This is a genomic window from Celeribacter naphthalenivorans (assembly GCF_020524585.1).
Taxonomy (GTDB): domain Bacteria; phylum Pseudomonadota; class Alphaproteobacteria; order Rhodobacterales; family Rhodobacteraceae; genus Celeribacter; species Celeribacter naphthalenivorans.
Genome location: NZ_JAIVLK010000004.1, coordinates 126,473 through 152,834 on the forward strand (window position 1 = coordinate 126,473; position 26,362 = coordinate 152,834).

Below are 26,362 nucleotides of genomic sequence, written 5' to 3' on the forward strand. Positions count from 1 at the left end.
GTTTACACCAGCCCTGCGCGGAGACCATGCCGAGGATCAAGCTGCGCGTTTTGTCGCGCCCTTTAATAGTCGCGCTCGAAAAACACGCCAAGGCCGGTGTCGCCCTCGGAACTGACCGATCCTTTGACCGTCACGTTGCGCGTGGCGTCATAGTTGAGGTTGATCACCGATTTGCCCGCATTGTCGATGGTGACATCGGTGTAAAGCGAATCCGAGATGTATTTGCCCAGCTTGAGCGCGCTGGTGCCCTCTTCGGAGGTCTGAAGGTCGAGATCGTCCAGCCCGAAACTGTCCCGGATCGAGCCGACAAGACCGCTGCCGCCGCCTGTCAAAGTGGCCACGGCATCCGCCATCTGTGCGGCTTGCAGAGCGGACATCTCGCTCAGGTCCTTGCCGAACAGAAGTTGGGCGAGGATTTCATCGTCAGGCAAGACTGGCGAGGAACTCAGCGTCAGCTCGGGTGAACTCAGCGGGCCTTCGGTGATCAGCTGCACCGTCATCGTGTCGGTCTCTGTCTCGGCCACCAGTCGCAGGATCGGGTCCAGCTCGCCCTGAAGCGTGATTGAGCCCTCTTCCATCGTGATCCGTTTGCCCAAAACCGACAACCGCCCGCGGATCAAGGAAAACTGCCCGACCGGGATCACATCGGCGGTGGTGCCACGGATGCGCAGACGGCCGCCCAATTCGGCATCAAGCCCTCGCCCGCGCACAAAAATCCGATTGGGGGCGGAAAGCGTGACATTGAGCCCGTAGGCGACGGAAGATCCGCTGCCATTTTCGCTTTGGATCAACCCTGCGCGGTCCCGCGTCTCATTCACGCCAGAGGGGGCACCCCGGTGGGTGATGTCCGGAATATCGCCACCACTGCCAAGAGCGGCGGGGGAGACGGTGATGTCGGTTTCGCCCAGTGTGAGATCGCCGGTGATGGCGGCATTTCCGGTCAGAGGGCCGAACACATTCAGATTGCCATTGATCGACGTGCTGTAAAGCTGCGGATCGGTGAGGCCGAGGGCGTTCAGCCCGATCGACAGGTTGGCGGGGACGTTGCCACTCAGCGTCAAAGAGCCGGAGGTTGAGATCGACCCGCCGGTGTCGGCAGCGGCATCGACATCAATCTGCGCCTGTTCGCCATTGAGCGTGACCACACCGCGATTGACGGTGAGCGCCAGCCCGGCGGAGGAGACGACGACGCGCGCACCGGGGGTGATCTGGGCCTGACCGGAGACGGACGACAGCGCCAGCGGGCCGTTCACGCCAAGTTCGAAGCTGGTTGTGCCCTGCGTCAGCGCGGCGGTGGTGAAGCGGTTCGACAGCCCCAGTGGCGCGGTGCCCGAGAGATCGAGATTGGCGCGGGCGAAGTCCTGCGTCAGTGTGCCGGAGAGGGTGGCGGTCGAACCGCCGGGGCCGGTCATGTCGGCGCGCGTGGTCCAGGGGCTGTCCACGCCGAGGTAGGACATTTCGGCATCGAGCGTTGCAGGGCCGTCGAGCGCCACACCGAGACGGGCGACGTTGTCCAAACGACCGGTCACGCTCAATGTGCCGCTCTCGGAGGTGAGCGCGCCTTTGGCCTCCGCTGTGAGCGCCTGCGTCGTCACTGTGCCCTCGCGCAGTGTCATCCCACTTTGGTCGCGCAGTGCAGACAGGTGAATGTCACTGGTCCCGCCGATCAGCGTGTCGACCTGATCAATGCCGGTGCGGAGCCCCGTGCCTGTGGCGTCGGCTTCGATGTCGAAAGTGCCATTGAGGGGCGACAGCTTGCCCTCTGCCGTGGCACTGACGGCGCCAGCCAGATCAAGGCCGGAGAGCGCGGCGAACCGGGCAAGACGCGGCGTGTCGAGCGACATGCGTCCGGTGAACTCAAACCCGGCATCGAGCCCGTCGATGCTACCGGACACTGTGGCGCGGGTGGCGTCGGTGCGGGCCTCAAGGCTTTCAATCGCAAAGGGTTGGCCCTCGCGCCAGAACACTTGCCCGGTGAGCGCAGGAGCTGTGCCGACGGCCTCTTGCAGGGCGGGGTCCTCGGAGGCAAAGCCTTGAACCGTCAAGCCAAACCGGGATTTGATCGCGCCTAGAACGGTGCCTGCATCGGCCCGCTGACGGGTGATCGTGCCCTGCGCCCCAAGGCGGGCGGAGCCGATGTCGAGCCCGTTTTGGGTGTAGTCCTCAAGGTCGATATTTGCCGACCAACCTTGCCCGCGCGTCACATCGTATTGGGCGAGAATTTCGGCCTTTTGCACCATGGAGCGCGCGCTGCCGAAGGGCAAAAGCACGGGGCGCTCATCGGGGCTTTCCAGCGTACCGGAGACAGCGAAGGCGCTGGGCCAGCCATCCGTGCCGATGGTGGTCGAACCGACCAGAGACAGCGTGCGGGTCGAGAGCGCGAAACGGTCCAGATCAAAACCGCCTGCGGGATAGGAGACACCCTCGACGGTGAGCGTCGAGGAGGGGCCGAAGAATTGCGCATATTCCGCGCTGAACAGCGGGGTCAAATCGCCCGAGAGATCGGCGGAAAAACGGCGCGGGGCGGCGGCCTCTGGCGCCTCTGGATCGACCTCGGCATTCAAGGCGATGCGGCCCGTCAGCCGGTCTTCGCCTCGGGTGGCCAAGGCGATATCTGCGGCGAAATTGTCGAGTGGCCCCGCACCTTTGGCGGTGAGCGACAAGGGCGGCGATCCCGGCAGGTTCGCGAGTGTCGAGACGATGCCGCCCGCGCCCTCAGCGAGAGAAATGTCGAGATCGAGCACTTCGCTGGCGTTGTCATAAGACACGGCGACGGAAAACTGCCCTTCGGCAGCATCGAGGCGCTGAATCTCAAGCGCGGTTTCGCCCGAGCCATCAGCCAGTTTCGCAGAGCCGCTCAGCGACAGATCGACCGCCTCGCCGATTTTGAGGACGGGTGCGCCGAGATGGACACGCTCGGCCTCAATGGCGCCGATGTCGATGGAGACGGGCAGTTCGGGCAGGGCAAAGGGCGTGGCCTCCGGGTCGGGCAGGTCGACGCCCTCGGTGGAGGTGTCGGGCAGGCGCTCGAAGATGATCTCTTCGGCGGCGATGCGAGTGACCTCGACGCGCCCGGCCAAAAGCGCGGAGCGGCTCCAGTCCAGTTCGGCATTCTTGAGCGTAAACCAGACGCCGGTGTCATCGGCGATGGTCAGCTCGTCCATCGTGGCGGTGGAGGACAGAAGGCCCCGGAAACCCTCGATGCGAATGTCACGCCCGGCTCCCGAGAGATTGTCCTCGAGAAAGCCGACAATCATCGACCGGTCACGCGCGGTCTCTGAGGTATTTTCTGTGGCATCCTGTGCCAGAAGCGTCGCGGGGAACAACAGGGTGGAGGCGAGAAGAATGCGTTTCATCAAAAGGCCTGCCCGATGCCGATGTAAATCTGAATTCCGTCACCGGTGTCGCCGGAAACGGGCGCGGCCAGATCGAAGCGGATCGGACCGAAGCCCGTGTTGTACCGCAGGCCAAGCCCTGCGCCCGCGTGCCATTCGGCGTCTTCGCCGGGCAAGCCCGTGGTGCCGATGCCGCCCAGATCGTAAAAGCCGACGGCGGAAATATTGCCTTTGACCTTGGCGCGCAATTCGCCGGAGAGGCCGAGAAAGCTCGACCCGCCGGTCTCATTGCCGCCCCCCAAATCGACGTTCAGCGATTGGTAGGGCTGGCCGCGCACGGTGCCGCCACCGCCGGAGAAAAACAGGAAGGCTGGGGGGACATCGGTAAAGTCGGCGCCCGAGATGGACCCAAATTGCAGTCGGCCCGCAAGGGTAACGCGATCATCATTGCCAAAGGACATGTAGCCGCGGCCATCGGCAAAGACGCGGACGCCGCTGGCGGAGTCATCCAGCCCGACAAAGGGCATGATTTCCGCTTCAAAATAGGTGCCCGTGGTCGGATTGAGCGAATTGTCCCGCGTGTCGCGCGAGCCCTCGAAGGGCAGGATGACATGAGAGAAATTGCGCGAGCCGAAGGCGTCTTCAACCTCGGAATAACGATAGCCGATGCCGCCGTAAAAGGTCGAATTCGGCGAGGTCTCGACATCGAATCCCAGCGTGAATTCACCGCTGTCGGAGAGGAAATCCGGCTCGTCGAGATGTTCGAGAGCTGCACCCAGAACCAGTGTGGTCTTGCGCGTCACCGTGGCGGGACGGCGGTAGGTGCCGGAGACGGTGACATCGATCCCGGTGGTGCCGCCGATGCCGGAGACCTCGCCGTCAAAGCGCAGCCGGTCGGCATTGTCGGTCAGATTGCGATGCATCCAATAGGCGCTGAGCGTGCCGCCTTCGAGCGACGAAACTTCTGCGCCAAAGCCGAGGCGGCGGGTTTTTTCATCCACCAGAGTGGCGATGATGTCGAGACTGCCGTCTTCGTTCAACTCTTCGGCTTCACGCAGGGTGATCGAACGAAACGTGCCGGTTTTCTGAAACCGTTTGGTCACCAAATCCAATTTTTCGGGATGATAGGCAGTGCCCGTCGGCAGATTGCCGATCCGCCAAAGCCGGTCCTCGCGCACTGTGGTGTTCCCGGCGAACCGCAAGCGGCCAAATTTCACAGCAGGACCCGGGTCGATTTCGACATCGACATCGAGGGTCCGGTTCGGATGGTCGGCGGTGACTGTTTGAGCCTTGGGTTGGGCCCTGGCGTATGAGGCTTCGCGCCAGCTTTCGATCGCGGCGTCGGTCGCCTCGCCAACGAGATAGGAATGCGCCACCTCGCCACGGCGAAAATCCTCGGGCAGTTCCGTGTCCTTGGCAAGCGGTGCGATGGTGGTGTCGCCAAAGACAAACCGGGGCCCTCGGGTCACGTCGATGACCACGGAGTTGATCTGAGACGGTAGGGAAATCAAAGACATAGAGGCGCCTTCGCGCCCGTCAACTTTGATCGAAATCTTGGGGCCGTAGTAGCCCTCGCGGTACAATGTGCCGATCAGCGTGCGGTAATCCGATTGTACGGCGGCGATGATTTCCTCAGGGGCCGTGACATCTGTATCCGCTGCCTCGACAACGGCAGAAGCGGTCCGAAGTCGCTTTGTGAGGTCGTCGCCCGCGTCGGTTTCGAAACGAAGGTCAAAGGCCTGAGCCGCAGTGGCGCAGAGCATGAACGCGGTGGTTAATCTTAACATCTGAAGCACATTCGGCCTTCCCATCAGAGACGGCCCCCCGTCCAAAACACAGGATGACTATGCGGTGTTCTCGCCTGAGTTTAAAGGGGGTTTTCCTGACGCTTTCGTATATGGCGGCAGTTTGCCGCTTGCCCCAAAGCCAGCGCCTCCTTAAAGCCTGTGGTCATATCGCGAACAGGTTTATCAAATGAGGGAGACCGAGATCATGCAATGTGAGATTTGTGGCGCCGGGGGTTCCTTGACTGCAGTGGCGGTTCAGCCGCGCAGCGAGACGATCAACCTGTGCGAGACCTGTGCGAATGGCCTGAAAGGCGATGCGGTGCCCGAGGGGCATTGGCAGGCGCTCACGACGTCGATGTGGTCCGAAAGCGATGCGGTCAAGGTCGTGTCCTGGCGGTTGCTCAATCGCTTCCGCGACGAGGCCTGGGCGGCGGATGCGCTCGATATGCTCTACTTGGAGCCCGAAGTCGAAGAGTGGGCCAAGGCCGCCGGTCCCGAAGTGATCCATCGCGACAGCGTCGGCGCTGTGTTGTCCTCTGGCGATACGGTCGTGTTGATCAAGGATCTTCCGGTCAAGGGCGGCGGGTTTACCGCCAAACGCGGCACGGCGGTGCGCGGGATTTCCCTCGTTCCTGACAATGCGGGCCACATCGAGGGCCGCGTCGAAGGCCAGCGCATCGTGATCCTGACGGAATTCGTCAAAAAGCGCTGACGCTCCACACAGAAAAATTGACAGACCCGCAGCGGCGGCGTATCGGGCGCGTGATGCAGATGGATGCAGCGTGTTGCCCGCCGCGTGGCCTGTCGACAGGGTCGATCCGGCAAATGAGCGGGCCCTTTTGAAAGTTTGGGATCATGGCGGGAAGCCTGTTTTCCTCGGGCGATCTGACGGCGGACCGTCGGGCGTCCTTTGCCGAAACTCTGGCGCATTTGGGCGATGCGGCGGGGGCAATCGAAACCCTGTCGAGCGCGCTGACGCTTGCGCCGTCTTGGGCGGCGGGGTGGTTTCGGCTTGGGGAGTTTTTCGAGCTTGTGGGTGAGGTCGAGGCGGCCTGTCAGGCGTGGGACAAGGCGGTTCTGGCCGACCCGAGCGATCCTTTGGGGGCCGGGCTAAAGCGCGATCTGGCGCGCAAGGTGCCTGTCGCGGAGGCCATGCCGCCCGCTTTCGTCGAGCTGCTCTTTGACCAATATGCGCCGCGCTTCGAGGCCTCTTTGGTCAACAAACTCCGCTATCGCGGGCCTGAGATCGTGATGGAGGCTTTGCATCTGGCCGGGCGGACGCAGTTCGGCGCGGTGCTTGATCTCGGCTGTGGCACCGGGCTGATGGGCGCCGTGTTGCGGCCCGTGTCGACGTATCTTGTCGGCTATGACATTTCCGACGGCATGTTGGTCGAGGCAGATCGCAAGGGTATCTACGACGTGCTCGACAAACGCGATATCGCGCGGCTTGAGGTGACGGAGCAGAGGTTCGATCTGATCGTCGCGGCGGATGTGTTTATCTACCTTGGCGCGTTGGAGCGCGTCATCGGCTGGTGCGCCGGGTCTCTGGCGGCGGGCGGCGTCCTGGCCTTTACCGTAGAACTGGGCGACAGGCCGGTGGAGCTGCGTGACAGTCGCCGTTTTGCCCATGCGCAGAGCTACGTCGAGGCGCTTTTGTCCGAGGCCGGGTTTGCCTCCGTGCAGCTGACGCTCTGTGCCTTGCGCGAGGATCGTGGCACACCGATTGACGGGCTTGCGGTCGTGGCCAGCGGGCTGGTGCCGCAGGTCGCGCGTGAGGGCGATGGCGATCTGATGGCGCTTGTATGAGATAGAAAAAGGCCCGGACGCGACACGCCCGGGCCTCTTATAGTCCTGCGTTTGCCTGAAATTAGGCGAGAACGAGGTTCACCGCAGATTCGCGACCGTCACGGCCGGCTTCGATGTCGAAGGTGACCTTCGCGCCATCGGCCAGGCCGGTGAGGCCAGAACGCTCAACGGCAGAGATGTGCACGAACACGTCTTTGCTGCCGCCTTCCGGCTGAATGAAGCCGAAACCTTTGGTGGAATTGAACCATTTCACGGTGCCATTGGCCATCGTGTTTACTCCTGTTTGTCTTGTCGCTCGCGAGAGTGCAGCGACCCGGCGTCGTCGTAATCGTTCGATGACTGTGGCCGGTGACGGAGAACAGAAGGGTCGAAAGAGGTAACTTAGCGAGGGGGAATATGGCAGGTTTCGGGGGGTAAAGATAGGGGAATTTTGTGGGGCCGCTATTCGGTGCAAGTCTTCAATTGAGACCATCAAAGATGCAAGGCATCTTTGACGCGCCTTACCCTTCCCCCCAGGGGAAGGCGCGTTTCACGCACCTACCCCTAAGGGTCAGGCGCGGGGGAAGTATCAAGAGCGGCTTCACCTATACATGCTCTTGCAAAGCGTTTGCCAAACTCAGAGAGCTTGAAATTCAATTCTTTTCGCCCTTCACCAAGGTCAAGTATGAGAAAGTCTTGGTGGATAATTGTGCGCTCCATAATGCGATGCATCCACTCCCTGAGACTCTCTATTGACTGAAGATACTGCTGTTTAAGTAATTCTGCGTCGTTAGTATCTGTCTCAAAGTATAGTTCTGGAAGTGGCAACTCCCTACCTCGGGGCTGAATTAATGCGAGACGTTGCAAGTTTTCTTTGCTTGATTGCATATCAGTAATGGTTGCGAGCGTTTCTTTAAGATCAGTCGCTAATTTAGAGAGGTTGTGGTTTAAATTTCTTAGAAGAGCTGCGTTAAGTTTCCAGATTTCTTCGCCAATAGCTTCTTTTTCGCGGTACGAGATAAGACCGTCATCATACAACGCTTCTGCTGATTTATGTTTGCGAGTAAGCTCTTCGAATTCATCTTGATATGCGGCATCTTTCTTATCTAGAGAGGCCTCATAGCTGTTAATTAATGTAAATAGCTCGGCATCTTGACCAGTTAGTTGTTCCAAGACTTTGCTAAGTGCTTCATCAAGCTTGCCATTACTTTTGGGATCCATTGCAGAGGCAATCAAATGAGCCCACATTTCTGACAAGTTTGTAGTTTCAGCGCGAGAAGCGCCCTCAAATATTCGATAAACGTCACCAGTTGGAAGGCTCTGAGCTTGTTCCGGAGAGATGCCTTTCTGTTTCAGATGTTCGTAAGTTTTTTCCAAAGAATTTACTAAGTTTCGTTGTCTCCACTCTCGCACCCGATCGCCTACTAATCCGCCCCAAACGTCTTTGGCAGTTTCAGCAATGCCATTCGATGTTGGGCCTACTAAAGCTACCGCAACATCTGTCGCGATCTTCGAAGGAATGATATCCAGAGGTGTAGGTTCTTTTCCCATAAATTCTCGGTTGCTAACAAATCTAAGCTATTTAAGGATTTCAGTGCGAAATTAAATTTGCAATATATTAGAGGGTTAAAAGCGAGAAAAGAAAGCTCTAGCACGGTGTCCAATTAGTGTTTTGCGCAATGAAAAGGCGCCCGAAGGCGCCTTTTGATTCGGCTTAGCGTGAAAACTTCTTGTATTTCAGGCGTTTAGGCTCCAATGCATCCGGTCCCAGCCGCCGCTTCTTGTCTTCCTCATAATCCTCGAAGTTGCCTTCGAACCATTCCACATGGGCGTCGCCTTCGAACGCCAGAATGTGAGTGCAAATCCGGTCGAGGAAGAAGCGGTCATGGGAGATGACCACGGCGCAGCCTGCGAACTCGGTGAGCGCGTCTTCGAGTGCGCGCAGGGTTTCCACGTCCAAGTCGTTGGTCGGTTCGTCGAGGAGGAGCACGTTGCCCCCAGACTTCAACAGCCGCGCCATGTGCACGCGGTTGCGTTCACCGCCTGACAGCACGCCGACTTTCTTCTGTTGATCGCCGCCTTTGAAGTTGAAGGCGGAGCAATAGGCGCGGCCGTTCATTTCGGCGTCGCCCAAGGCGATCACTTGCTGCCCGTCGGAGATGGCTTCGAAGACGGTCTCGTTCGGGTCGAGGTCGTCGCGGGACTGGTCGACGTAGCTGAGTTTGACCGTGTCGCCGTATTCGACCGTGCCATTGTCCGGTTCGAGTTGGCCGGTGAGCATGCGGAAGAGCGTCGATTTACCGGCGCCGTTCGGGCCGATCACGCCGACGATACCACCCGGCGGGAGCGCAAAGTCGAGGCCTTCGATCAGCTGCTTGTCGCCCATATGTTTCGACAGGCCATTGACCTCGATAACCTTGGAGCCAAGGCGCGGGCCGTTCGGGATGACGATCTGGGCGCGGGTGATCTTGTCGCGCTCGGATTGCGAAGCGAGGTCGTTGTAGCGGTCGATCCGGGCCTTTTGCTTGGCCTGACGTGCCTTTTGCCCCTGCCGCATCCATTCAAGTTCGCGCTCAAGCGTCTTCTGACGGGTCTTGTCTTCCTTGGCTTCCTGTTCGAGGCGCTTGGCTTTCTGTTCCAACCAGGCGGAATAGTTGCCCTCGTAGGGAATGCCGCGGCCACGGTCGAGTTCCAGAATCCAGCCGGTGATGTCATCGAGGAAGTAGCGGTCGTGGGTGACGATCAGGATCGTGCCCTTGTACTCGATGAGGTGCTGTTGCAGCCAGGCGATTGTCTCGGCGTCGAGGTGGTTGGTGGGTTCGTCGAGGAGGAGCATGTCGGGCGCTTCGAGCAAGAGCTTGCACAGCGCGACACGGCGTTTCTCACCGCCCGAAAGCGTGGTGACATCGGCGTCGTCGGGGGGGCAACGCAGCGCCTCCATGGAGACGTCGATCTGGCTGTCGAGATCCCAGAGGTTCTGGGCGTCGATCTCATCCTGAAGCTTGGCCATCTCCTCGGCGGTCTCGTCGGAGTAGTTCATGGCGAGCTCGTTATAGCGGTCGAGGATCGCCTTTTTGGCGGCCACACCGAGCATCACGTTACCGCGCACATCGAGCGAGGGATCAAGCTCCGGCTCCTGCGGCAGATAGCCGACTTTCGCGCCCTCGGCGGCCCAGGCCTCGCCTTGGTAGTCCTTGTCCATACCCGCCATGATGCGCATGAGGGTCGATTTACCGGTGCCGTTGACACCGACGACACCGATCTTGACGCCGGGAAGGAAGGAAAGGCGGATGTTCTCGAACACCTTCTTGCCGCCGGGGTAGGTCTTGGACACGCCGTCCATGTGGTAGACGTATTGATAGGCTGCCATGTCGGGCTCCTTTGGAGGGAATGGTTTGGTGTTAGATAACGGAGAGATTGGGAAGGAGCAATTGGGATGGGTTTAAAAGAGCTGGGGATTACGAAGGCCAATATAGTTTCTGCAATGGATGAAATGGGCACATTTCCATTCGAAGGCAGCTATCGTTCGAAGAAAGTGTTTGTGATTGATCCGAGAAATCAGGGGCAAGTCTGGGACTTGAAAGCGCTTGTGCGATTGGTTGCTCGTCTGCGGGGTGTGGAGGTGAAGTCTGGTTTCGTAACCGATACGTACATAGGCGATTTTTCGAAACTGGGATTTAAATACTTACGATTTGACCAGCCCAGAGTGAGGGTGCTTGGCATCAACGGCTTTGATCCGGAAGAATTTTATGATGCGCATGAGGTGATTTATCCCGATGGCACATCGCGGCGGTTTGAGGCGGGAGATAATGTTGACTATGGGATTGAAGAGATAGGAGGTGAAGAAACTCCTAGCTTTCTGGAGCGACGTGTTACCCGGTTTCACAAGGCTTGGGAACGGCGAGGCGCCGATACGCGGAAGGTCAAAGAAATCAGAGGTCTTACATGTGAGGGCTGTGGTCTTAATGCCGAAGCGCATTTCGGGCGTAAGATTGCGATGAGTTGTATAGAGGCTCATCATCTTAAGCCCGTTGCGGAGATGCCTGTTGAGGGTCGTCGTGCTAATCCAGATGATTTCGCGGTTCTTTGCGCGAGCTGTCATCGCATCATCCATCGGCTTGAAAGCCCCGACGATTTGGAGGGATTGAGGGCTGTTGTTAAAGGCGTGCGAGACCTTCACACCCGCTTCTCAAAAAACAAATCCGGATAGGGATCGTCGTTGAACCGGTCGATCTCATTCCATCCCAGCCGCTGATACAATCCTGCCGCTTCCGGGAGCGCTGAGTTGGTGTCCAGTCGAAGTGTAGTAACGCCCATCGTCCGCGCGTGGCTTTCGGCCTCGGTCATCAGGCGTTTGGCCAATCCCAGTCCCCTTGCAGAAGGCGCGACCCAGAGGCGTTTGATTTCAGCGTAGCCTTTATCTGTGCCTTTCAATCCAACGCAGCCGGACGGCAACCCGTCGGACAAGGCGACGAGGAACACGCCGCGTGGTGGGCGCATGTCGTCGCTGTCGAGGCGGGCGGCTTTGGCGGGGTCGAAACCCATGGCAAAGCGGGCGGCCAGTTCGGCGTAGTAGCTTTCGAGGCAGTGGATGGCGGGCGCGCTGTGTGGGTCGCTTTCAACAATCTCAATCCGGTCACGGCCCAATGCGGAGGCGATCAGGTCCATGGCGGCCAAAAGCTGTTCCGGGTGCGGGTGACGATCCAAAAGCGCCTGCGCGCGGTCGTTGGATAGCGCCTCATAGGCTTCGTATTCGCGATGTCCCTCGGGCGTCAGAACGGCAAAGCGTCGGCGTTTGTCTTTGCGGTCCTCAGTAACGTCGATCAGGCCCTCGTCCTCAAGGCTGCGCAAGAGACGCGATAAGAGCCCGGTGTCGAGATCGAGAAAGGCCCGGATGTCGGAGACAGCGCGCCCCGCAGGCCCGATGGCGTTCAAAACTCGGGCCGCGCCAAGAGGGCGACCACGTCCGAGAAAGCTTTGATCCAAGACGCCGGTTTCGGTGGTGACAGCGCGGTTGAAACGGCGGATGCGGGAGACGGGATTGAGGGGCATAAAGATACCTGACTGAAGTCTGTTATTTTATCTGACTTTAGTCAGTTAAGTTTTGGCGTCAAGGGAGAGATTGACAGTCACACGGCTTGTCGCCATGCAGGACGGCATGCGTTGCAACCTGCCATATGCCCGCCCCGGTCAAGTGATCGGCCTGCTCGGGGGATCGTTTGATCCCGCGCATGAGGGGCATGTGCATATCACCAAAATGGCGTTGAAACGATTTAATCTTGATCGTGTCTGGTGGTTGGTCAGCCCGGGGAACCCTTTGAAAGAAAAGGGACCTGCAAGTATGGAGCGGCGCCTGACCCACGCCCGCGAGATCATGGATCACCCCAAGGTCGAAGTCACGGACATCGAGGCGCGCACGGGCACGCGCTATACGGCGGCGACGCTTGAGGCGATCAAAGGGCTTTATCCCGGCGTGACCTTCGTGTGGCTGATGGGGGCGGACAATCTGGCGCAGTTTCATCTTTGGCAAGATTGGCGAGAGATTATGAAAACCACGCCTGTCGGTGTGATCGCCCGGCCCGGCACACGTGGTGCGGCGCGCAATTCGGTGGCGGCGCAGAGTTTTGCCCATGCGAAGCTCTCGCCCCGCGCCTCGCGGCTTTTGGGGCGCTGCGGCACGCCGTGTTGGTGTTTCATCAACGTGCCGATGTCGGATGCCTCCTCGACGGAAATCCGGGCAAACGGCGGTTGGCTGCGGGACTGACCGCATGTACCCCGGTGGCGCAGGGGGAGCAAAAGGCAGGTTTTCCCGTCTTGCTCAGAGCGCAAACGCAGGATTAACTCACGGCCATGATGCAGACTGAAAATTCACGGATCAATCGACGCGGCATGCTTGGGCTTCTGCTGGGCGGTGTCGCTCAGGCAGGGATGGCGCGGGGCGCTTTGGCGCAGGACCTGATCGCCTCGCCGCTGCCGAAACCGCGTCCGGCCGATCTCTACCTACAGTCGATCCCGACAGGAGAGGCGCTGATCGAGGCCTCGGGTCTGTCGGGGGAGGTCAGCTATGTGGTGGCCGACAGCTTGAGTGGCGCGATCCATGAATCTCATGTGCCGCTTTTGCGGCTCCCCCCGGCCTCCGTTGCCAAGACGGTGACGGCGCTATATGCGCTGGAGCATCTGGGAGCGGACTATCGCTTTGCCACGCGGGTGCTGCGCAGCGGGCCGGTTGTGGACGGCATCGTGCAGGGCGATCTGATCCTCGCGGGCGGGGGTGATCCGACCTTGGATACGGATGGTTTGGCGGTGCTGGCCGGGCAACTTGTGGAACAGGGCATCAAAGGTGTCAGTGGACGGTTCTTGATCGACGACACGGCCTTGCCCCGGATCGAAGAGATCGACGCGGGGCAGACGGATTATGCGGGCTACAACCCGACGATTTCGGGGCTGAACCTGAATTACAACCGCGTGCATTTCGAATGGAAAAAACAGGGCGAGGGCTACAGTCTCAAAATGGATGCCCGCGCCGAACGCTATGCGCCGGATGTGCGGATCGCACGGATCAGCGTGGCAGCGCGCAATCTGCCGGTGTTCGACCATGTCGCTGGGCAGGGGCGGGACGAATGGACCGTGGCGCAAAGCGCGCTGGGCAATGGTGGGGCGCGGTGGTTGCCGGTGCGCCTGCCGGGGCTTTATGCGGGCGAAGTGTTTCAGTCGGTCGCCGGCGCACAGGGACTACGCCTGCCGCAGGGGCAGAGGATGGCGGCGTCCGGTGAAGAGATCGCGCGGATTGAGAGCGCGCCTATGAGCGTCGTCGTGCGAGATATGTTGAAATATTCGACCAACCTGACGGCGGAGGTTCTTGGCCTCACGGCCAGCCGTGCACGCGGTCTCACGGTGGGTAGTTTGCAGGCCTCAGCCAGCGCGATGAGCGACTGGGCGCGCGGGGCGTTGAACATGCGGCATATATCTTTTGTGGATCATTCGGGCCTTGGAGGGGCATCGGAAGTGACCACGGTTGATCTGGCGCATATGCTGGTGGTGCCGGGTGTTGAGGCGCGTTTGGCGCCTTTGCTCAAATCTTTTCCCATGAAAGATGGCCAAGGCGGCGTGATTGCAAATCACCCCCTCTCCGTCGTCGCCAAGACGGGAACGCTGAATTTCGTGTCCACTCTGGCGGGGTATGTGGACGCGCCAGGAGGCAAGCGCATGGCCTTTGCGATCTTTGTCGCGGATGTGCCGAGGCGGGAAGCGGCGCAGGCACAGGGCGCAGAGATTCCGCAAGGGGCGCGGACGTTCAATGGGCGGGCGAAGAGGTTGCAGCAGGCGCTGATTGAACGCTGGGGGGCTTTGGCGCCCGCTGGCGCTTTTCCCGGCTAGTCAGGACAACAGCGTGACGATCTCATCCGGCTGGCGATAATAGTCGGACAGAGCAACGTTGTAGAGCGTGTCGTCGCGCTCCATGATCAGCACCGGCACGCCGGAGAGGCCGTATTGGTGCATCAGGGTTTCCGTCTCGCGCGCCATTTTAAGCGCGGACTCTTTGCCCTCGGACAGCGGCGTTTCAATGCCGAAGTCTTTGCGCAAAATCTCTGAGATGTAATCGGCATCCTGTGCCGAACGCCCCTCTTCCCAGCGCGCTTTTTGCAGGCGGCGGGCCAGTGCCATTTCGACTTTTGCACCTTGGTCATGGACGAGGGCGGCCGCCGCAGCGGTCAGGCTCGAGTCGAGTTTTTCGTCGGGTGCACGCAGAATGTTTTCGCGGTACAAATCGCTGAACGGTTGGCCGGACAGTTGCTCGGCGCGGGCGTCATGTTGTTCGATCATCGCGCCGAGGCCTGCGCCCATCCTTTGGGCATGTTCGGGCGCGAACAAAAGACGGTGATGCATCGTCACCGCTGCATCCGCCTCGACCAAGGCGGAGATCACGGGCGCGCCAGCGTAACACCAGCCACAATAGGTGTCGTAGAGATAGGTGAAACGGGGCATCTGGGCCTCCCATGGGGTGTGCGGGTGGGTGTGCGGGCCCGAAGCCCAAGTGTCAGATCGTTTCGTGGATCAGCATGTAGCGCGCTCGTGCGCCCCGTTCAATGGCAGCGGCATGCAGGCGGTCGATGTTCAATTCGTAACGAATCTCTTCGAGCAGACGCAGCTCGGCCTCGTATGTGTGGCCATCGGCGGCGGCGACGTCACAGGCCAGCGCATAGGCCGTTTCGTGCAGATACTCCGGCAGGTTGTCGCGGATGAGACCGAAAAGTGCGTCCAGACCGTCCTCTTCGGAGAAGAGGTCGAAGACGGTGGAGGAGACCATTTTGATCCGGTCCGGGTCATATTCGCCAAAAATAGGCAAATGGTTGACGATATTCTCGATGGTGACGAGTTCTGCCGTGCGGATGTTCTCATCGGACATGGACTGGGCGATCATCACGGCAACGAGACAGTCCTGAGGCGTGAGGGAATGGGGAATATCGTTCATTTTATTGGCTCCGAAGGGGCATGTGCGGTCAAACAATATTGACGCAAGCCGGGGTGTTCAATAGGAGTTGCGCCTTGCGGGAGAGACCCGCGCGACAAAAGGATTGCTGAAAATGACGGACCTGCGTGATGCCGGTATGAGCTCGAAAGCCTGGCCCTTTGAAGAGGCCCGGACTGTACTCAAACGGTATGAGGCATCCAAGGACAAGAAGGGCTATGTGCTCTTTGAGACCGGCTACGGTCCGTCGGGTCTGCCGCATATCGGGACCTTTGGCGAGGTGCTGCGCACGACAATGATCCGCCGCGCGTTCGAGGTGATCTCGGATGTGCCGACGCGTTTGATCTGTTTCTCCGACGATATGGACGGGATGCGTAAAATCCCGTCGAACGTGCCGAACCAAGAGCGTCTGAAAGAAGACATTCAAAAGCCGCTGACCTCTGTCTACGACCCGTTCGAAGAATTCGAGAGCTTTGGCCATCACAACAACGCCATGCTGCGCCGGTTCCTCGACACCTTCGGGTTCGAGTATGAGTTCTATTCGGCGACCGAGTTTTACAAATCCGGTCAGTTCGATGAGGTGCTGAAACGCGCCGTCGAGAAATACGACGATGTGATGAAGGTGATGTTGAAGTCGCTGCGTGAGGAACGTGCGGCGACCTATTCCATTTTCCTGCCGATCCACCCGGAAACCGGTCGCGTGCTCTACGTACCGATGAAAGAGGTGAACAGGGACGATTACACGATCACCTTTGACGACGAGGATGGCAAAGAGTGGACCCTTCCGGTCACCGGCGGCAATGTGAAATTGCAGTGGAAGCCGGACTTTGGCGCGCGCTGGGCGGCCCTCGGTGTGGATTTCGAGATGTATGGCAAGGACCATTCGACCAACACGCCGATTTATGACCGGATTTGTGAAATCCTGGGCGGGCAGAAGCCGGAGCACTTTACTTACGAGCTGTTCCTTGATGCCAATGGTCAGAAAATATCGAAATCCTCGGGCAATGGCCTGTCGATTGACGAATGGCTGACCTATGCCTCGACGGAATCTCTGGCCTACTTCATGTATCAAAAGCCCAAAACGGCGAAGCGGATGCATTTCGATGTGATCCCGCGTGCGATGGATGAGTATCACCAACAGCTCCGTGCCTACCCGACGCAGGACGCGGCGAAACAGGCGGCGAACCCGGTGTTCCACATCCACGGCGCCGATGTGCCGGCCTCTGATATGGTGGTGCCTTTCTCGATGTTGTTGAACCTTGCCTCCGTGGCAGGGGCGGAAGAAAAGGACCAGCTTTGGGGCTTTATCCAGCGCTATGCGCCGGAAGCTTCGCCAGAAGCAAACCCGCAGCTCGATGCGGCGGCAGGCTATGCGGTGCGCTATTACAATGACTTCGTGAAGCCGGAAAAAACCTTCCGTGCGCCGACCGACCAAGAACGCGCGGCGCTGGAAGATCTCAAGGCGGCCTTTGGCTCCGAGGAGCTGGCTCTGGCCGCGATCGCCAAGAAGAACGCCGATATGGGCAATGACGAGCCGCTGCCGGAGGCGGATTTCGCGGATGGTGATTTCCTGCAAAGCATCGTCTTCGCGGTCGGCAAGAACCACGGGTTCGAGAACCTGCGCGACTGGTTCAAGGCGCTCTATGAGGTGCTTTTGGGCCAATCCCAAGGCCCGCGTTTCGGGTCCTTCGCGGCGCTCTATGGTGTGAACGAGACCATCGGCCTGATCGAAAAAGGTCTGAACGGCGAACTGTCGTAAGCCGTATTTCAACCATGTTTTCAAAGGGCTGCTTCGGCAGCCCTTTTTATTTGGCGTGCCGCCACAGCCGATACCAGATGGACCAGCGATGCGTCAGCGCCTCTGGCGTGTCCGCCAAAAGCCGTGCGCCATCGAGAAAGGCCTGTGTTTCAAAGGTGGCGATTTGCGATTTTAATCCAGTGTCGAGAGCCTTGACTGCGGTTTCGTTGAGACCTGCAGATCGCGCCTCATCGCCCAAAACCACGAGGTCATGATGTTTCCCCAAAAGCTCGCCCAGACTTTCGGCGGCTTTGACCTGTGCCGCCATCGCGTCGGGCCAGATCGGGGTCAGCAGGCGGGCATGGTAGAAATGATATTTCACATGCTTGCGCCAATCGTGGAAATCCTCGGGCGCTCGGGTTTCGCGGGCGCGTTCCATGGTGTCTCGCGCAGTCGCGTAGGTGGCGGACAGGCCGGGGAAAATCGCTTTGCGACCCTTGTGACGCAGCTGCCAATCCGCGCTGGATTTGCGCAGCTCCGCCAAGTGCTGGGCCACGTTGCTCAGAAGATCACCAGCATTGTCATAGGCCGCGTCGCGCGTCTGGGCCAAGTGGTCGAGATAGGGCCTGAGGTGATCTTCCGTGGGGGAGACATAATCGGACAGGTGGGTCAGCGTATCGCAGCGCACTTTGATGTCGCGAAGTTCGGACAAGTGACGTCCGATGTCGCGCAGGCGCCGATCAACCTGTTTGTACCCTTTGAAATCCGGGCCGACGAGGCGCATGAGGCCGCGCATCTCTTTGAGCCGTTTGCGAATGTCATGCACGGCGATCATGCGGTCCGCGGGCGCGTCGGCGTCACAGGCCCTGATCGCGCGCGCCAAACGGTCCCTCGCAATGCGGCGCAGGGCGTGGGTCATGTCGTGATCGTCGGACTGGATCGAATAGCTCATGGGGACCTCTCTCCCCAATCTAGGCCAAGGCCCGTGACAGGCCAATGACAAGCTTTGCCGCTGTTGCGTGCGGGGCAAGGGCGGCGTTCGGAGGCTTAAGCGACGGGTTAAACTGCTGCTGTAGACCTTTGCCCATCTCGGGGCTCATGCGTCCCGAGTTTCCATGATGAGTTTCTCGTAAGAGTTTGCCCGGACGGCGTCGTCCAGGGCCGGGATCCGTCATGCAGATCGGTGCGCATGGAATTGAAGGATTGAAAGGGGTTCGGATGAACAAGGCCATTACTGACGGGCTGGTGCTGATGCCACCGGCGTTCGAAGACGGGCTGGATGTTTGGTCCAGCGAAGATGGAACACCGGGGTCGGCAACCTATGATGGTGCCGGCAACGCGGCATTTGTGCCAGCGGATGCGGATTTTGGCGGCTGTCTTGAGGTGGTCAAAAATGACACGCTGACCAAGTTGCGCTACATGGGCGAGACGCCTTTGCAGCCCGGGATGTATCTTCAGATCAAGGTGCGGGTGAAAGCCATTTCGGGCAATCTTCCCTCCGTGCGGGTCGCGGGCTGGGCGGGAAATGCTTCGCTTTCTCATGTCTCGGGTCTGACCGAGACTGGCGCGTCTGAGGCGCTGACCAGCTATGGCGACGTGGTTGAGGTCACGGCCATTGTAGGGTCGGGCGCCCGTGGTGGCGTGGATCTGTCTTGGGGTCTTGAGCCGGTTTATGGCCATTTCGGTCTCGATCTGACGGGCGCCAATGGCGGCACCGTGCGGATCGACGATATCGTGATCGAGGATGTGTCCGAGTGGTTCCTGAGCGACAGCTCCGGCATGATCGACGTGCGCGATTACGGTGCTGTGGGCGATGGCACCACGGACAACACGGACGCGTTCAACGCGGCCAATACGGCCGCAGCCGGACGAAAAATCCTTGTGCCGGCTGGGGTTTATCACCTGGCGGGGACCGTGGCCTTTACGGAAGAGGCGGTGTTCGACGGCACCGTGACCATGCCGACCTCTGCGCGTCTGATCCTGCGTCACAGCTTTCACCTCAATGCCTATATCGACGCATTCGGCGATGAGGAAGAAGGCTTCAAACGTGCCATTCAGGCGATGTTTTACTACACGGATCACGACAGCCTCGATATGCGCGGGCGCCGGATCGAGCTCTATGCGCCGCTGGATGTCGCCGAGATTACGGGGGCCAGCTCGCTTGAAGTGCGCCGTGTGATCCGCAACGGTCAGATCAATGTGCAAAGCTCGACCGATTGGGACACCGAAACGGTGACGTCGCAAGCGACGTATAGCACGGCCAATGCGCGCACTCTGAGCAATGTCGCCAATATCGCGAATATTCAGGTCGGCAGTCTGGTCACGGGGACGGGTGTCGGGCGCGAGGTTTATGTCGAATCTGTCAATATCGGCAACCAGACGCTGACGCTGAACCACCCGCTCTTCGGGCCGAACACGACCCAGACCTACACGTTCACGCGCTTTAAATACGTGTTCGATTTCTCGGGTCTCTCGAAGCTCTCGCAATTTGAGCTGTTTGATGTGGAGTTGCTGTGCAATGGCCGGGCGTCGGGGGTGATGTTGTCTCCGGGCGGGAACAATTTCCACCTGCGCGATTGTCACATCAAATCTCCGCTCAATCGCGGTGTGACCTCGATCGGCGGCGGGTGTCAGGATTTGCACATCGATCGCTGTACCTTCGTTTCGAATGAGCAACCGCTCCGGGCCGAGGATCGTCAGTCGATTGCCTTCAACATCAACTCGAACGACTGCAAAATCCGGGACAATCGTTTTCAGCGGTTCGGGCATACGGGGATCGTCTTTGGCAATGGCCATATGTTCGTGGGCAACCACTGGTTTCAGGGCGATGACTTCACAGACAGCCCTCGCATGGCGGGTTTGGTCTTTACCTATCCCAACATGAAATCCGTGGTGACCGGCAACTATATCGATAACTCGTTTATCGAAATGACGAACGAACACGATGTCGCGCCGGATTTCTCGTCGGAGTATTCCTTTGGCGGGCTGACCATCACGGGCAATATTTTCACCGTGAATGATGTCGCAAGTTCGTTTTCCTGGATCGTGATCACGCCCTATGGGCCGGGGCATTTCATTCAGGGGCTTGCGGTTCAGAACAATACGTTCAAGGCCTTGAACGGTTTCATCGACCGGGTGGAGCGGGTTGACACGACCTATGCCGATCTTGCCTTCAACTCGTCGCGGAATGTGACGTTCGAGGGCAACAGTTTCAACGGTGTGAGCCAGAATACCATCAATCCGGTGTCTTTGGAGTTCAGCCAAAACACGGCGTCGACCTCTTGGGTGCTTGATCCGTCCGGTTATCTGCCCTTTGGCGGATGGGCGCGTGTGGTGGAAAGCATCGTCTTCCGCAACGCGATGACCAATGCCAGCGGTAGCACTGTTTTTGAAACGCCTTATGTGACGGTCAATTATGGGTCGAACAACGATCAGATCCTTTTGACCTTTGAGCAGGCGGTCAAGGGCACTGTGAATCTGATCGCACGGATGGATCGTCCGATTTAAGTCGGACACATGAGAAACGATTTGGACAACCGGGCTGCATATGCGGCCCGGTTTTTCATGTGCTCAGGCGCATGTCCTGGGCTGTCAAGTTGTAGGCTTTGCCGAAGCCGCCGTTCAGGTCTGCGCTAATGGGGGTGAATGCGACAAATGAGAAGTCTGCGAAATCAACGTAGAGGGCGGATTTGGGGTGATGCTTCAGCCAGGCTTCGCGATGGACAGCATGGTCTTTGCTGTCACGCGCCACAAATTCAGGCGCGGCTTGCGCGGACAAACGGGGGAAGGCCAGCGGGTCACCTTTTGTCGGAGCTTCGCCCAGCAAGAGCCCGATCTGCGGCGTGGATCTCAAGGCTCTGGTGTGAAACGAGAGATCTGAGACCAAGGTGAGCCATTGTCCTTCCAGGCCCAGCCCGAACGCCACGCGCGTTACATGAGGTGCACCGCTTTCGGGGTTCAGCACCGCCAATGAGGCGATGCGCGCCTGACGGATGAGGGTCTGCGCCATATCACGGGCGTCATCATCCGTCGGTCGGATCGGGGAGGGGCTGTCTTGTGTCATGCGCAGACAGTAGAGTGTCGTCCCGGATTATACCAGAGTAAAACTGTAGGGATTTTCTGCTCTGGGGCTTTCTCTGGGTGGCTATGAGAAGAAGCTCGGCTATGTCAGTGGCTAGGGCAGAGGCTCGAGGCTCTAAAGCTGCGCATATTTCTGAACTGTCGTGTTGAAAGCGCTGAGAAAAAATTCGACACCGCTGGACAGGTCATGAAGCTCAAGCTCGCTCAGCTTACGGACGTCCATGCTCTCGAAAAGCGGAACGATGTTGCTCCATTCCTGCCAGTGATTGAAGTTTTCATCTTCAATTTCTGCAGAGGGAGGAACCGGCAGGCCAAGTTCCGGCGAAGAGAAGGTCAGGCCAAAGGCTGACTGCTCGAAGAGCGCGATTGTCTTTTGTAAATGCTCCAGCTGCGGGACCATTTCATCACGGGTCTCGGCCATCTGAGCAAGGCAAGCCTCCTTGCCCGCCTTTTGGATCAACATGCGCTGCCGTCCTGCAATGTTGATCATCAGCCCAAGCTCTGGGCGATCCTGCCCAGCCACGGCCGCGTAGCGGTCTTCAAAGTTCTGGACCAAAGCATTCGATGTTTTCAGCAGGCGCAATGAGACCTCAGACATCTCCGAAAAATCCGAATAGCCTTCCAGTTTGCCTTTCTTCGCATTGGTGACCTGATCCTTGAAAACATCCCAAACCTCTTCGATTTCGGAAATCAACGCCAATGTCACATCATCTGTCTCCGGTGCGAATTCCTCCGGCCCGCCCCCATTGCGAAGGGATTTTAACGTGCTGTCGAACAGGAATTTGGAGGTCAGCAACACTGTAATGTTTTGATCTCTGTTGACGCCCAGCTGTGCATTGCAAGCCGTGCGGACCATGCGTTGACTCAACATGCGCTGGCGACCGGCCACATCGATCCGGACCTTTAACTGGTCTTCGACACTCTGTGTTTCAGCGGCTGAGAGCGGAGCAGGGACCGCAAGGAAAATCCCCGCAGAGACGAGCAGACAGAGAAGCAAAATACGAAACATGGAGCCTTTCCATATGAGGAGCAGTTCGACGTGATGTCTTTGATCCATATCCGATGAGGATTTACGGGGTCTTAAAACGGCCCCGTTCTGCGCGATTTTCTCAGGCAACCCGCTTTTGGGCCGCATCCGACGTGATCCGATAGCCCAGGCCCCAAACCGTTTCGACCATCTCTGCCTCCCCGCCGCAGAGTTCGATCTGCTGACGGATGCGGCTCAGATAGACGTTGATGATCCGCGCGTCAGGCTCATCGTCCCAAGCATAAAGGTGGTTCATAAAGGTCTCACGCGTCACAAGACGTTCGCGGTTGAGCACCAGCATTTCGAGGATTTCATATTCCTTGCGCGTGAGGTGCAGGGCCCTGTCATGCAGCGTGGTGATCATCTGTTCGGTGTCCAGACAGAGCGGGCCAACCTGCAATGCGGCACTGGAATATCCGCCGGTCCGGCGCACCGCGGCCTTGATCTGTGCGGCAAGTGCGGCGGGGTGCACCGGCCCGGAAATCACATCATCGGCCCCGCAGTCATAGGCCTTTTTGCGACAGGCCCAGTCGGTTTGTTCGGTCAAGGCGTAGATCGGTTTCAGCGGGTCTTTGCGCCGCAGTTGCTCGATCAGCTGAAAGCCATTGATGTCCGGCATGTCGAGGTCCAGAACGACCGCGCTTTGTTCGCCGAAATCGGCAAAATCCATCAATTCGCGTCCGTCATTCACCCGTGTCACGAGGAACCCGGCGTCGCAGAGACCGGCGGCGGCGGTCATGGCATTCCAGTTGGTTTCGGCAAGCAGCACACGCATGTCATTGTCCTTTCTTGGCTCATTCCTGCCTCGCGTGACAGGGTCGATGGCGAGGCTTTTTCAGGGATGGGAATGGGTCCGTTCTGGACATGGAGCGGCGCCGGTTTTCCGGGCCTGTTGAGATGTTGGTAGAATTTTAGCTAAATGCCCCCTAGATCTGGCAAGGATTTATTATGGTTAATATGCTGAAATTATAGAAAAAATGAAATGACTCAGTGCGCCCGTCGCAATTGCGGCAAGGCTTGGGCAGGATCAGGGAAGAAGCTGGGAGAATAGCCGAAAAACACTGGTTAATGCGGGCCAGAACGTTTCGCGGAATGCGAAAGACATAGCCCCACCCAACTGAGTCGCAAAATCCCTTCTGGCTAAAATGCACTTTAATCGTGCTATGCTCGGATCAGGCCCATTTCGGCCAGACGCATCTAGGGAGGAGACGATGCCGACCATTTCCAAGGACAAAACCTGTCAAACCGTTCTGACGACCTTTGAGACCACGCCCGGCGTGGCCCAGGATCTCATGGAGGCGCTTCAATCCGCCTTCGATGAGGTGATCTCGAAACAACCGGGGTTCATTTCGGCGGCGCTGCATATCAACGACGCGCAAACCCGGATCGCCAATTATTCGCAATGGCAGAAACGCGAGGATTACCAAGCGATGCTGCGTTCGGATGAGATGCGCAAACGCAATCGGGAGATCAATGGCATGTGCAAGTCGTTCGAACCCGTCATGTATGAGGTGGAGGGCATTTATTGATGCAAAAGATTTTGACGGTCGCTTTGATCGTGCTGGCAGGCGCCGCCGGGGCCGATCCGGTGGGGATCACCCCCGATATGATGTCCGCGACGGTGGAGACGCCCTCGGGTCCGGTGGAGATTTCCCGCATTCAGGACAACGACAATATGATCGAAGGCGTTTGGGCCCAGACCTCGCGCCCCTGTCCGAATTTCTGCATCCAGCCGATAACCCCGGCGGAGGGCGTGACCACCATCGGCGAGCTGGAATTGATCGCGATGCTTCAGGACCCGGAGGCCATCGTGCTCGACAGCCGCGTCAAACCCGATTTCGACGGTGGCGCCATCCCCGGCGCTGTGCATATGCCTTATACGGAGGCCGCCGACCGTCTCGGCGAGCTGGGCTGTGAGCCGGATTTCGAGGGCTTCATCTGCGACGGCGAAAAGGTCAAAACCGTCGCGCTTTATTGCAACGGTCCGTGGTGTGGCCAATCCCCCACCGCCGCCCGGCGCATGATCGAAGCGGGCTTTCCTGCGGAGAAAATCCACTACTACCGAGGCGGCATGCAGGTCTGGCGCATGTTGGGGCTGACCGTGACCGGCGAGTGACAAAACGGGAGGGGGGCTTGACCCTGCGCTCAGAGACCTAAGTAAAATAGGGTATCTCGCAGCCGCAGCATAGGGACCTCCCTCTTGACCTTCGAAGAGCTTCTCTCCGAAACCCGCACCTTTTTATTTCGCCTCGATTACTTTTTCGTCGATGTCGTCCTTGTCGTGGGGGCCATTCTCGTGGGTCTCCTCATCAATTGGAGCCTCCGCGCGGTGATCCGCCGCCTCTTCTCCGACCGTTCTCACATCGCCCGCGTCACCATGCGTCAGGCCATCATCCCGATGCGCCTCATGGCCGTCTTCCTCTCTCTGATGGTGGTGCTGCCTCTGGTCTCTCTGCCAAGCTCCTGGCTCGCCACCATCCGTCACGTCATGGGCATCATCCTGATCCTGACACTCGGCTGGGCCAGCTATATCGTCGCCAACCATTTCACCACCCGCGCGATGACCCGCTATCACACGGATGACGAAGAAAACCTCACCGCGCGCAAAACGCTCACCCAGCTTCGCGTACTGCGCCAGGTGATGTTCTTCGTGATCTTCATGTTCACCGCAGGCGGCATCCTTCTGACCTTCCCCGGCGTGCGCGAGATCGGAACCGGGCTGTTCGCCTCCGCTGGTGTCGCGGGTCTTGTGCTGGGTATCGCCGCGCGGCCCGTGCTGTCGAACGTCTTTGCAGGCATCCAGATCGCGCTCACCCAACCGATCCGCATCAACGATGTGGTGATTGTCGAGGGTGAATGGGGCTGGATCGAAGAAATCACCGCCACCTATGTCGTCATCCGCATCTGGGACTGGCGGCGTCTGGTCGTGCCGCTGACCTATTTCATCGAGCACCCGTTCGAAAACTGGACCCGCGACAGCACCAACGTTATCGGCGCCGTCATGTGGCGCGTCGACTACACCGCGCCGATTGATGACATCCGGGCGAAGGTGAAGGAATTTGTGCAAGAGAGCGACTATTGGGACGGGCAGGTGGTGAACCTGCAAGTCGTGGACAGCGCGTCGGACGTGGTGGAACTGCGCGGGCTGATGTCGGCGCGGACCTCGCCGAGATTGTGGGAGTTGCGCTGTGAAGTGCGGGAGAAATTGCTGACCTGGTTGCAAGGCGCGCATCCGCATGCGCTGCCCCGGACGCGGGCGAGTTTCGAGATCAAGGGCGAGACGCCAAGCGGGCAGGGGCCTTTGGGGAAAGGGCTGGCGGTGGAGTAGAGGCGGAAATTGGCCAACTAAACAAAGCATTTTATTTTGGTCAGAATGCTGGCTAGAGCGAGCTTCCAGTTGTGATGTAAATAATTCCTCAGCAACCGTCTTGTGAAAATTCAGTAAATTTAGTAAATACTGAATCACATTGGATGTGAAGGAGCGAGGCCATGAGTGTAAGGCTGGAATTTGCTGACGTTACGCAATTGAAGAGCGGTGTCTGGAGTGCGAATTTGCCTCTAAAGCTGATAAATATGTTCAATTCCGGCGCGTCGGCACAAACCAATAGCAATATCTTGCTAGTTTCTCGACCGGAATTTAATAGTTCTAAAAGCGTACTTTCGGTTGATTTAGTAAATTCTGAGATTCTTTCTTTGGGGAGGGGCGGGGAAACGCTTATTGTATCACGTGAGGGCGGAATAAATGGGGCCCTTGAAGGCAAGAGTGAGGCTAGCAAAGCTCAGAGCACATACGGAGGCGGAATTATGAATTTTATAAAGGAAGCTAGAAGTCATGGTTTGCCGAGAGAGCTCGTCGATTGCTGTGAGGTCATTCTGAAGGAATTGTCAGATGATGAAGCATTTGGGTTGAATGAGGGGCGGCAAAGGAAATGGACGGCCGATCCGAATTTTCTGGCGCTGACGATTCAAAATAGAAATCGACAGTTTCTTGTTTCCGTGAAGGGCAACCCGTCAAAGATGAAATATAAGACCATTCATCCGAAGGTCTCGCGCCCTCCGTATTGCGAATTTCATTTCGCGAGGAAAGATCAATGCGAAGAAGTTATTGAGGTTATTCGGAAATCCAGAGCGTTTTGAATG

At 58.5% G+C, this 26,362-nt stretch carries 23 protein-coding genes; 11 read left to right on the top strand and 12 right to left on the bottom strand.

Annotation, left to right across the window (positions count from 1 at the left end; genetic code table 11):
* Positions 1-62: 62 nt before the first annotated feature.
* Positions 63-3,356 (bottom strand): translocation/assembly module TamB domain-containing protein, encoded by a 3,294-nt coding sequence (locus LC094_RS10050; RefSeq protein WP_226552490.1) that lies wholly within the window; start codon positions 3,354-3,356, stop codon positions 63-65.
* Positions 3,356-5,122, bottom strand: coding sequence for an autotransporter assembly complex protein TamA (locus LC094_RS10055; protein ID WP_226552492.1), 1,767 nt, complete (start codon positions 5,120-5,122; stop codon positions 3,356-3,358). The genes LC094_RS10050 and LC094_RS10055 overlap by 1 nt, the downstream gene beginning before the upstream one ends.
* A gap of 205 nt (positions 5,123-5,327) precedes the next feature.
* Here LC094_RS10055 and LC094_RS10060 point away from each other — a divergent pair, with 205 nt between their 5' ends.
* Together LC094_RS10060 and LC094_RS10065 are read left to right on the top strand one after the other, a co-directional pair.
* Positions 5,328-5,834, top strand: a complete 507-nt coding sequence (locus LC094_RS10060) for a PhnA domain-containing protein (protein WP_226552494.1) — start codon at positions 5,328-5,330, stop codon at positions 5,832-5,834.
* Positions 5,835-5,977: 143 nt separating this feature from the next.
* Positions 5,978-6,928, top strand: a complete 951-nt coding sequence (locus LC094_RS10065; RefSeq protein ID WP_226552496.1) for a methyltransferase — start codon at positions 5,978-5,980, stop codon at positions 6,926-6,928.
* Positions 6,929-6,989: 61 nt separating this feature from the next.
* Here LC094_RS10065 and LC094_RS10070 read toward each other — a convergent pair whose 3' ends face one another.
* From LC094_RS10070 to ettA, 3 genes are all read right to left on the bottom strand, one after another.
* Positions 6,990-7,196: a cold-shock protein gene (locus LC094_RS10070; RefSeq protein WP_066708083.1), complete on the bottom strand. Its 207-nt coding sequence runs from the start codon at positions 7,194-7,196 to the stop codon at positions 6,990-6,992.
* Between the two features lie 275 nt (positions 7,197-7,471).
* A complete protein-coding gene (locus LC094_RS10075) occupies positions 7,472-8,458 on the bottom strand; it encodes an Abi-alpha family protein (RefSeq protein WP_226552498.1) in 987 nt (328 codons plus the stop codon).
* 163 nt (positions 8,459-8,621) lie between these two features.
* The gene (ettA, locus tag LC094_RS10080; protein WP_226552500.1) at positions 8,622-10,277 is read right to left on the bottom strand and encodes an energy-dependent translational throttle protein EttA; all 1,656 of its coding nucleotides are present in this window, start codon (positions 10,275-10,277) and stop codon (positions 8,622-8,624) included.
* A gap of 66 nt (positions 10,278-10,343) precedes the next feature.
* Between ettA and LC094_RS10085 the strand changes: the two genes are divergently transcribed.
* A complete protein-coding gene (locus LC094_RS10085) occupies positions 10,344-11,117 on the top strand; it encodes an HNH endonuclease (protein ID WP_226552502.1) in 774 nt (257 codons plus the stop codon).
* Here the strand turns inward: LC094_RS10085 and LC094_RS10090 are convergent.
* A complete protein-coding gene (locus LC094_RS10090; RefSeq protein WP_226552504.1) occupies positions 11,084-11,959 on the bottom strand; it encodes a helix-turn-helix domain-containing GNAT family N-acetyltransferase in 876 nt (291 codons plus the stop codon). The genes LC094_RS10085 and LC094_RS10090 overlap by 34 nt on opposite strands.
* A gap of 106 nt (positions 11,960-12,065) precedes the next feature.
* Here LC094_RS10090 and LC094_RS10095 point away from each other — a divergent pair, with 106 nt between their 5' ends.
* Both LC094_RS10095 and dacB read left to right on the top strand, forming a co-directional pair.
* Positions 12,066-12,671 carry a nicotinate-nucleotide adenylyltransferase gene (locus tag LC094_RS10095; RefSeq protein WP_226552905.1) on the top strand — a complete coding sequence of 202 codons (606 nt, stop codon included), beginning with the start codon at positions 12,066-12,068 and terminating at the stop codon, positions 12,669-12,671.
* 86 nt (positions 12,672-12,757) lie between these two features.
* Positions 12,758-14,284 carry a D-alanyl-D-alanine carboxypeptidase/D-alanyl-D-alanine endopeptidase gene (dacB, locus tag LC094_RS10100; RefSeq protein WP_226552506.1) on the top strand — a complete coding sequence of 509 codons (1,527 nt, stop codon included), beginning with the start codon at positions 12,758-12,760 and terminating at the stop codon, positions 14,282-14,284.
* Here dacB and LC094_RS10105 read toward each other — a convergent pair whose 3' ends face one another.
* Both LC094_RS10105 and LC094_RS10110 read right to left on the bottom strand, forming a co-directional pair.
* Positions 14,285-14,893: a DsbA family protein gene (locus tag LC094_RS10105; protein ID WP_226552508.1), complete on the bottom strand. Its 609-nt coding sequence runs from the start codon at positions 14,891-14,893 to the stop codon at positions 14,285-14,287.
* Positions 14,894-14,945: 52 nt separating this feature from the next.
* Complete coding sequence (locus LC094_RS10110) at positions 14,946-15,380, bottom strand: tellurite resistance TerB family protein (RefSeq protein ID WP_226552510.1); 435 nt, start codon at positions 15,378-15,380, stop codon at positions 14,946-14,948.
* Positions 15,381-15,492: 112 nt separating this feature from the next.
* Here LC094_RS10110 and LC094_RS10115 point away from each other — a divergent pair, with 112 nt between their 5' ends.
* Positions 15,493-17,136, top strand: a complete 1,644-nt coding sequence (locus tag LC094_RS10115) for a lysine--tRNA ligase (RefSeq protein ID WP_226552512.1) — start codon at positions 15,493-15,495, stop codon at positions 17,134-17,136.
* A 46-nt stretch (positions 17,137-17,182) separates the two neighbouring features.
* On the opposite strand, the gene LC094_RS10120 is transcribed toward LC094_RS10115, so the two are convergent.
* A complete protein-coding gene (locus tag LC094_RS10120; RefSeq protein WP_226552514.1) occupies positions 17,183-18,067 on the bottom strand; it encodes a CHAD domain-containing protein in 885 nt (294 codons plus the stop codon).
* A 266-nt stretch (positions 18,068-18,333) separates the two neighbouring features.
* On the opposite strand from LC094_RS10120, the gene LC094_RS10125 reads away from it, so the two are divergent.
* Positions 18,334-20,622 carry a glycosyl hydrolase family 28-related protein gene (locus tag LC094_RS10125; RefSeq protein WP_226552516.1) on the top strand — a complete coding sequence of 763 codons (2,289 nt, stop codon included), beginning with the start codon at positions 18,334-18,336 and terminating at the stop codon, positions 20,620-20,622.
* Between the two features lie 55 nt (positions 20,623-20,677).
* Here LC094_RS10125 and LC094_RS10130 read toward each other — a convergent pair whose 3' ends face one another.
* The 3 genes from LC094_RS10130 to LC094_RS10140 form a co-directional block, all read right to left on the bottom strand.
* A complete protein-coding gene (locus tag LC094_RS10130) occupies positions 20,678-21,124 on the bottom strand; it encodes a HugZ family pyridoxamine 5'-phosphate oxidase (protein ID WP_226552518.1) in 447 nt (148 codons plus the stop codon).
* Positions 21,125-21,310: 186 nt separating this feature from the next.
* Positions 21,311-22,204 (bottom strand): type IV pili methyl-accepting chemotaxis transducer N-terminal domain-containing protein, encoded by an 894-nt coding sequence (locus LC094_RS10135; RefSeq protein ID WP_226552520.1) that lies wholly within the window; start codon positions 22,202-22,204, stop codon positions 21,311-21,313.
* 100 nt (positions 22,205-22,304) lie between these two features.
* A complete protein-coding gene (locus tag LC094_RS10140; protein ID WP_226552522.1) occupies positions 22,305-22,997 on the bottom strand; it encodes a response regulator transcription factor in 693 nt (230 codons plus the stop codon).
* Positions 22,998-23,433: 436 nt separating this feature from the next.
* Here LC094_RS10140 and LC094_RS10145 point away from each other — a divergent pair, with 436 nt between their 5' ends.
* The 4 genes from LC094_RS10145 (at position 23,434) to LC094_RS10160 (ending at position 26,359) form a co-directional block, all read left to right on the top strand.
* Positions 23,434-23,751 (top strand): antibiotic biosynthesis monooxygenase family protein, encoded by a 318-nt coding sequence (locus LC094_RS10145; RefSeq protein ID WP_226552524.1) that lies wholly within the window; start codon positions 23,434-23,436, stop codon positions 23,749-23,751.
* Positions 23,751-24,338 carry a rhodanese-like domain-containing protein gene (locus LC094_RS10150; protein ID WP_226552526.1) on the top strand — a complete coding sequence of 196 codons (588 nt, stop codon included), beginning with the start codon at positions 23,751-23,753 and terminating at the stop codon, positions 24,336-24,338. Before LC094_RS10145 ends, LC094_RS10150 begins: the two co-directional genes overlap by 1 nt.
* 84 nt (positions 24,339-24,422) lie before the next feature.
* On the top strand, positions 24,423-25,550 hold the full coding sequence (locus LC094_RS10155; RefSeq protein ID WP_226552528.1) for a mechanosensitive ion channel family protein: 1,128 nt from the start codon (positions 24,423-24,425) through the stop codon (positions 25,548-25,550).
* Between the two features lie 161 nt (positions 25,551-25,711).
* Positions 25,712-26,359, top strand: coding sequence for a hypothetical protein (locus LC094_RS10160; protein ID WP_226552530.1), 648 nt, complete (start codon positions 25,712-25,714; stop codon positions 26,357-26,359).
* The last annotated feature ends 3 nt before the right edge of the window (positions 26,360-26,362 follow it).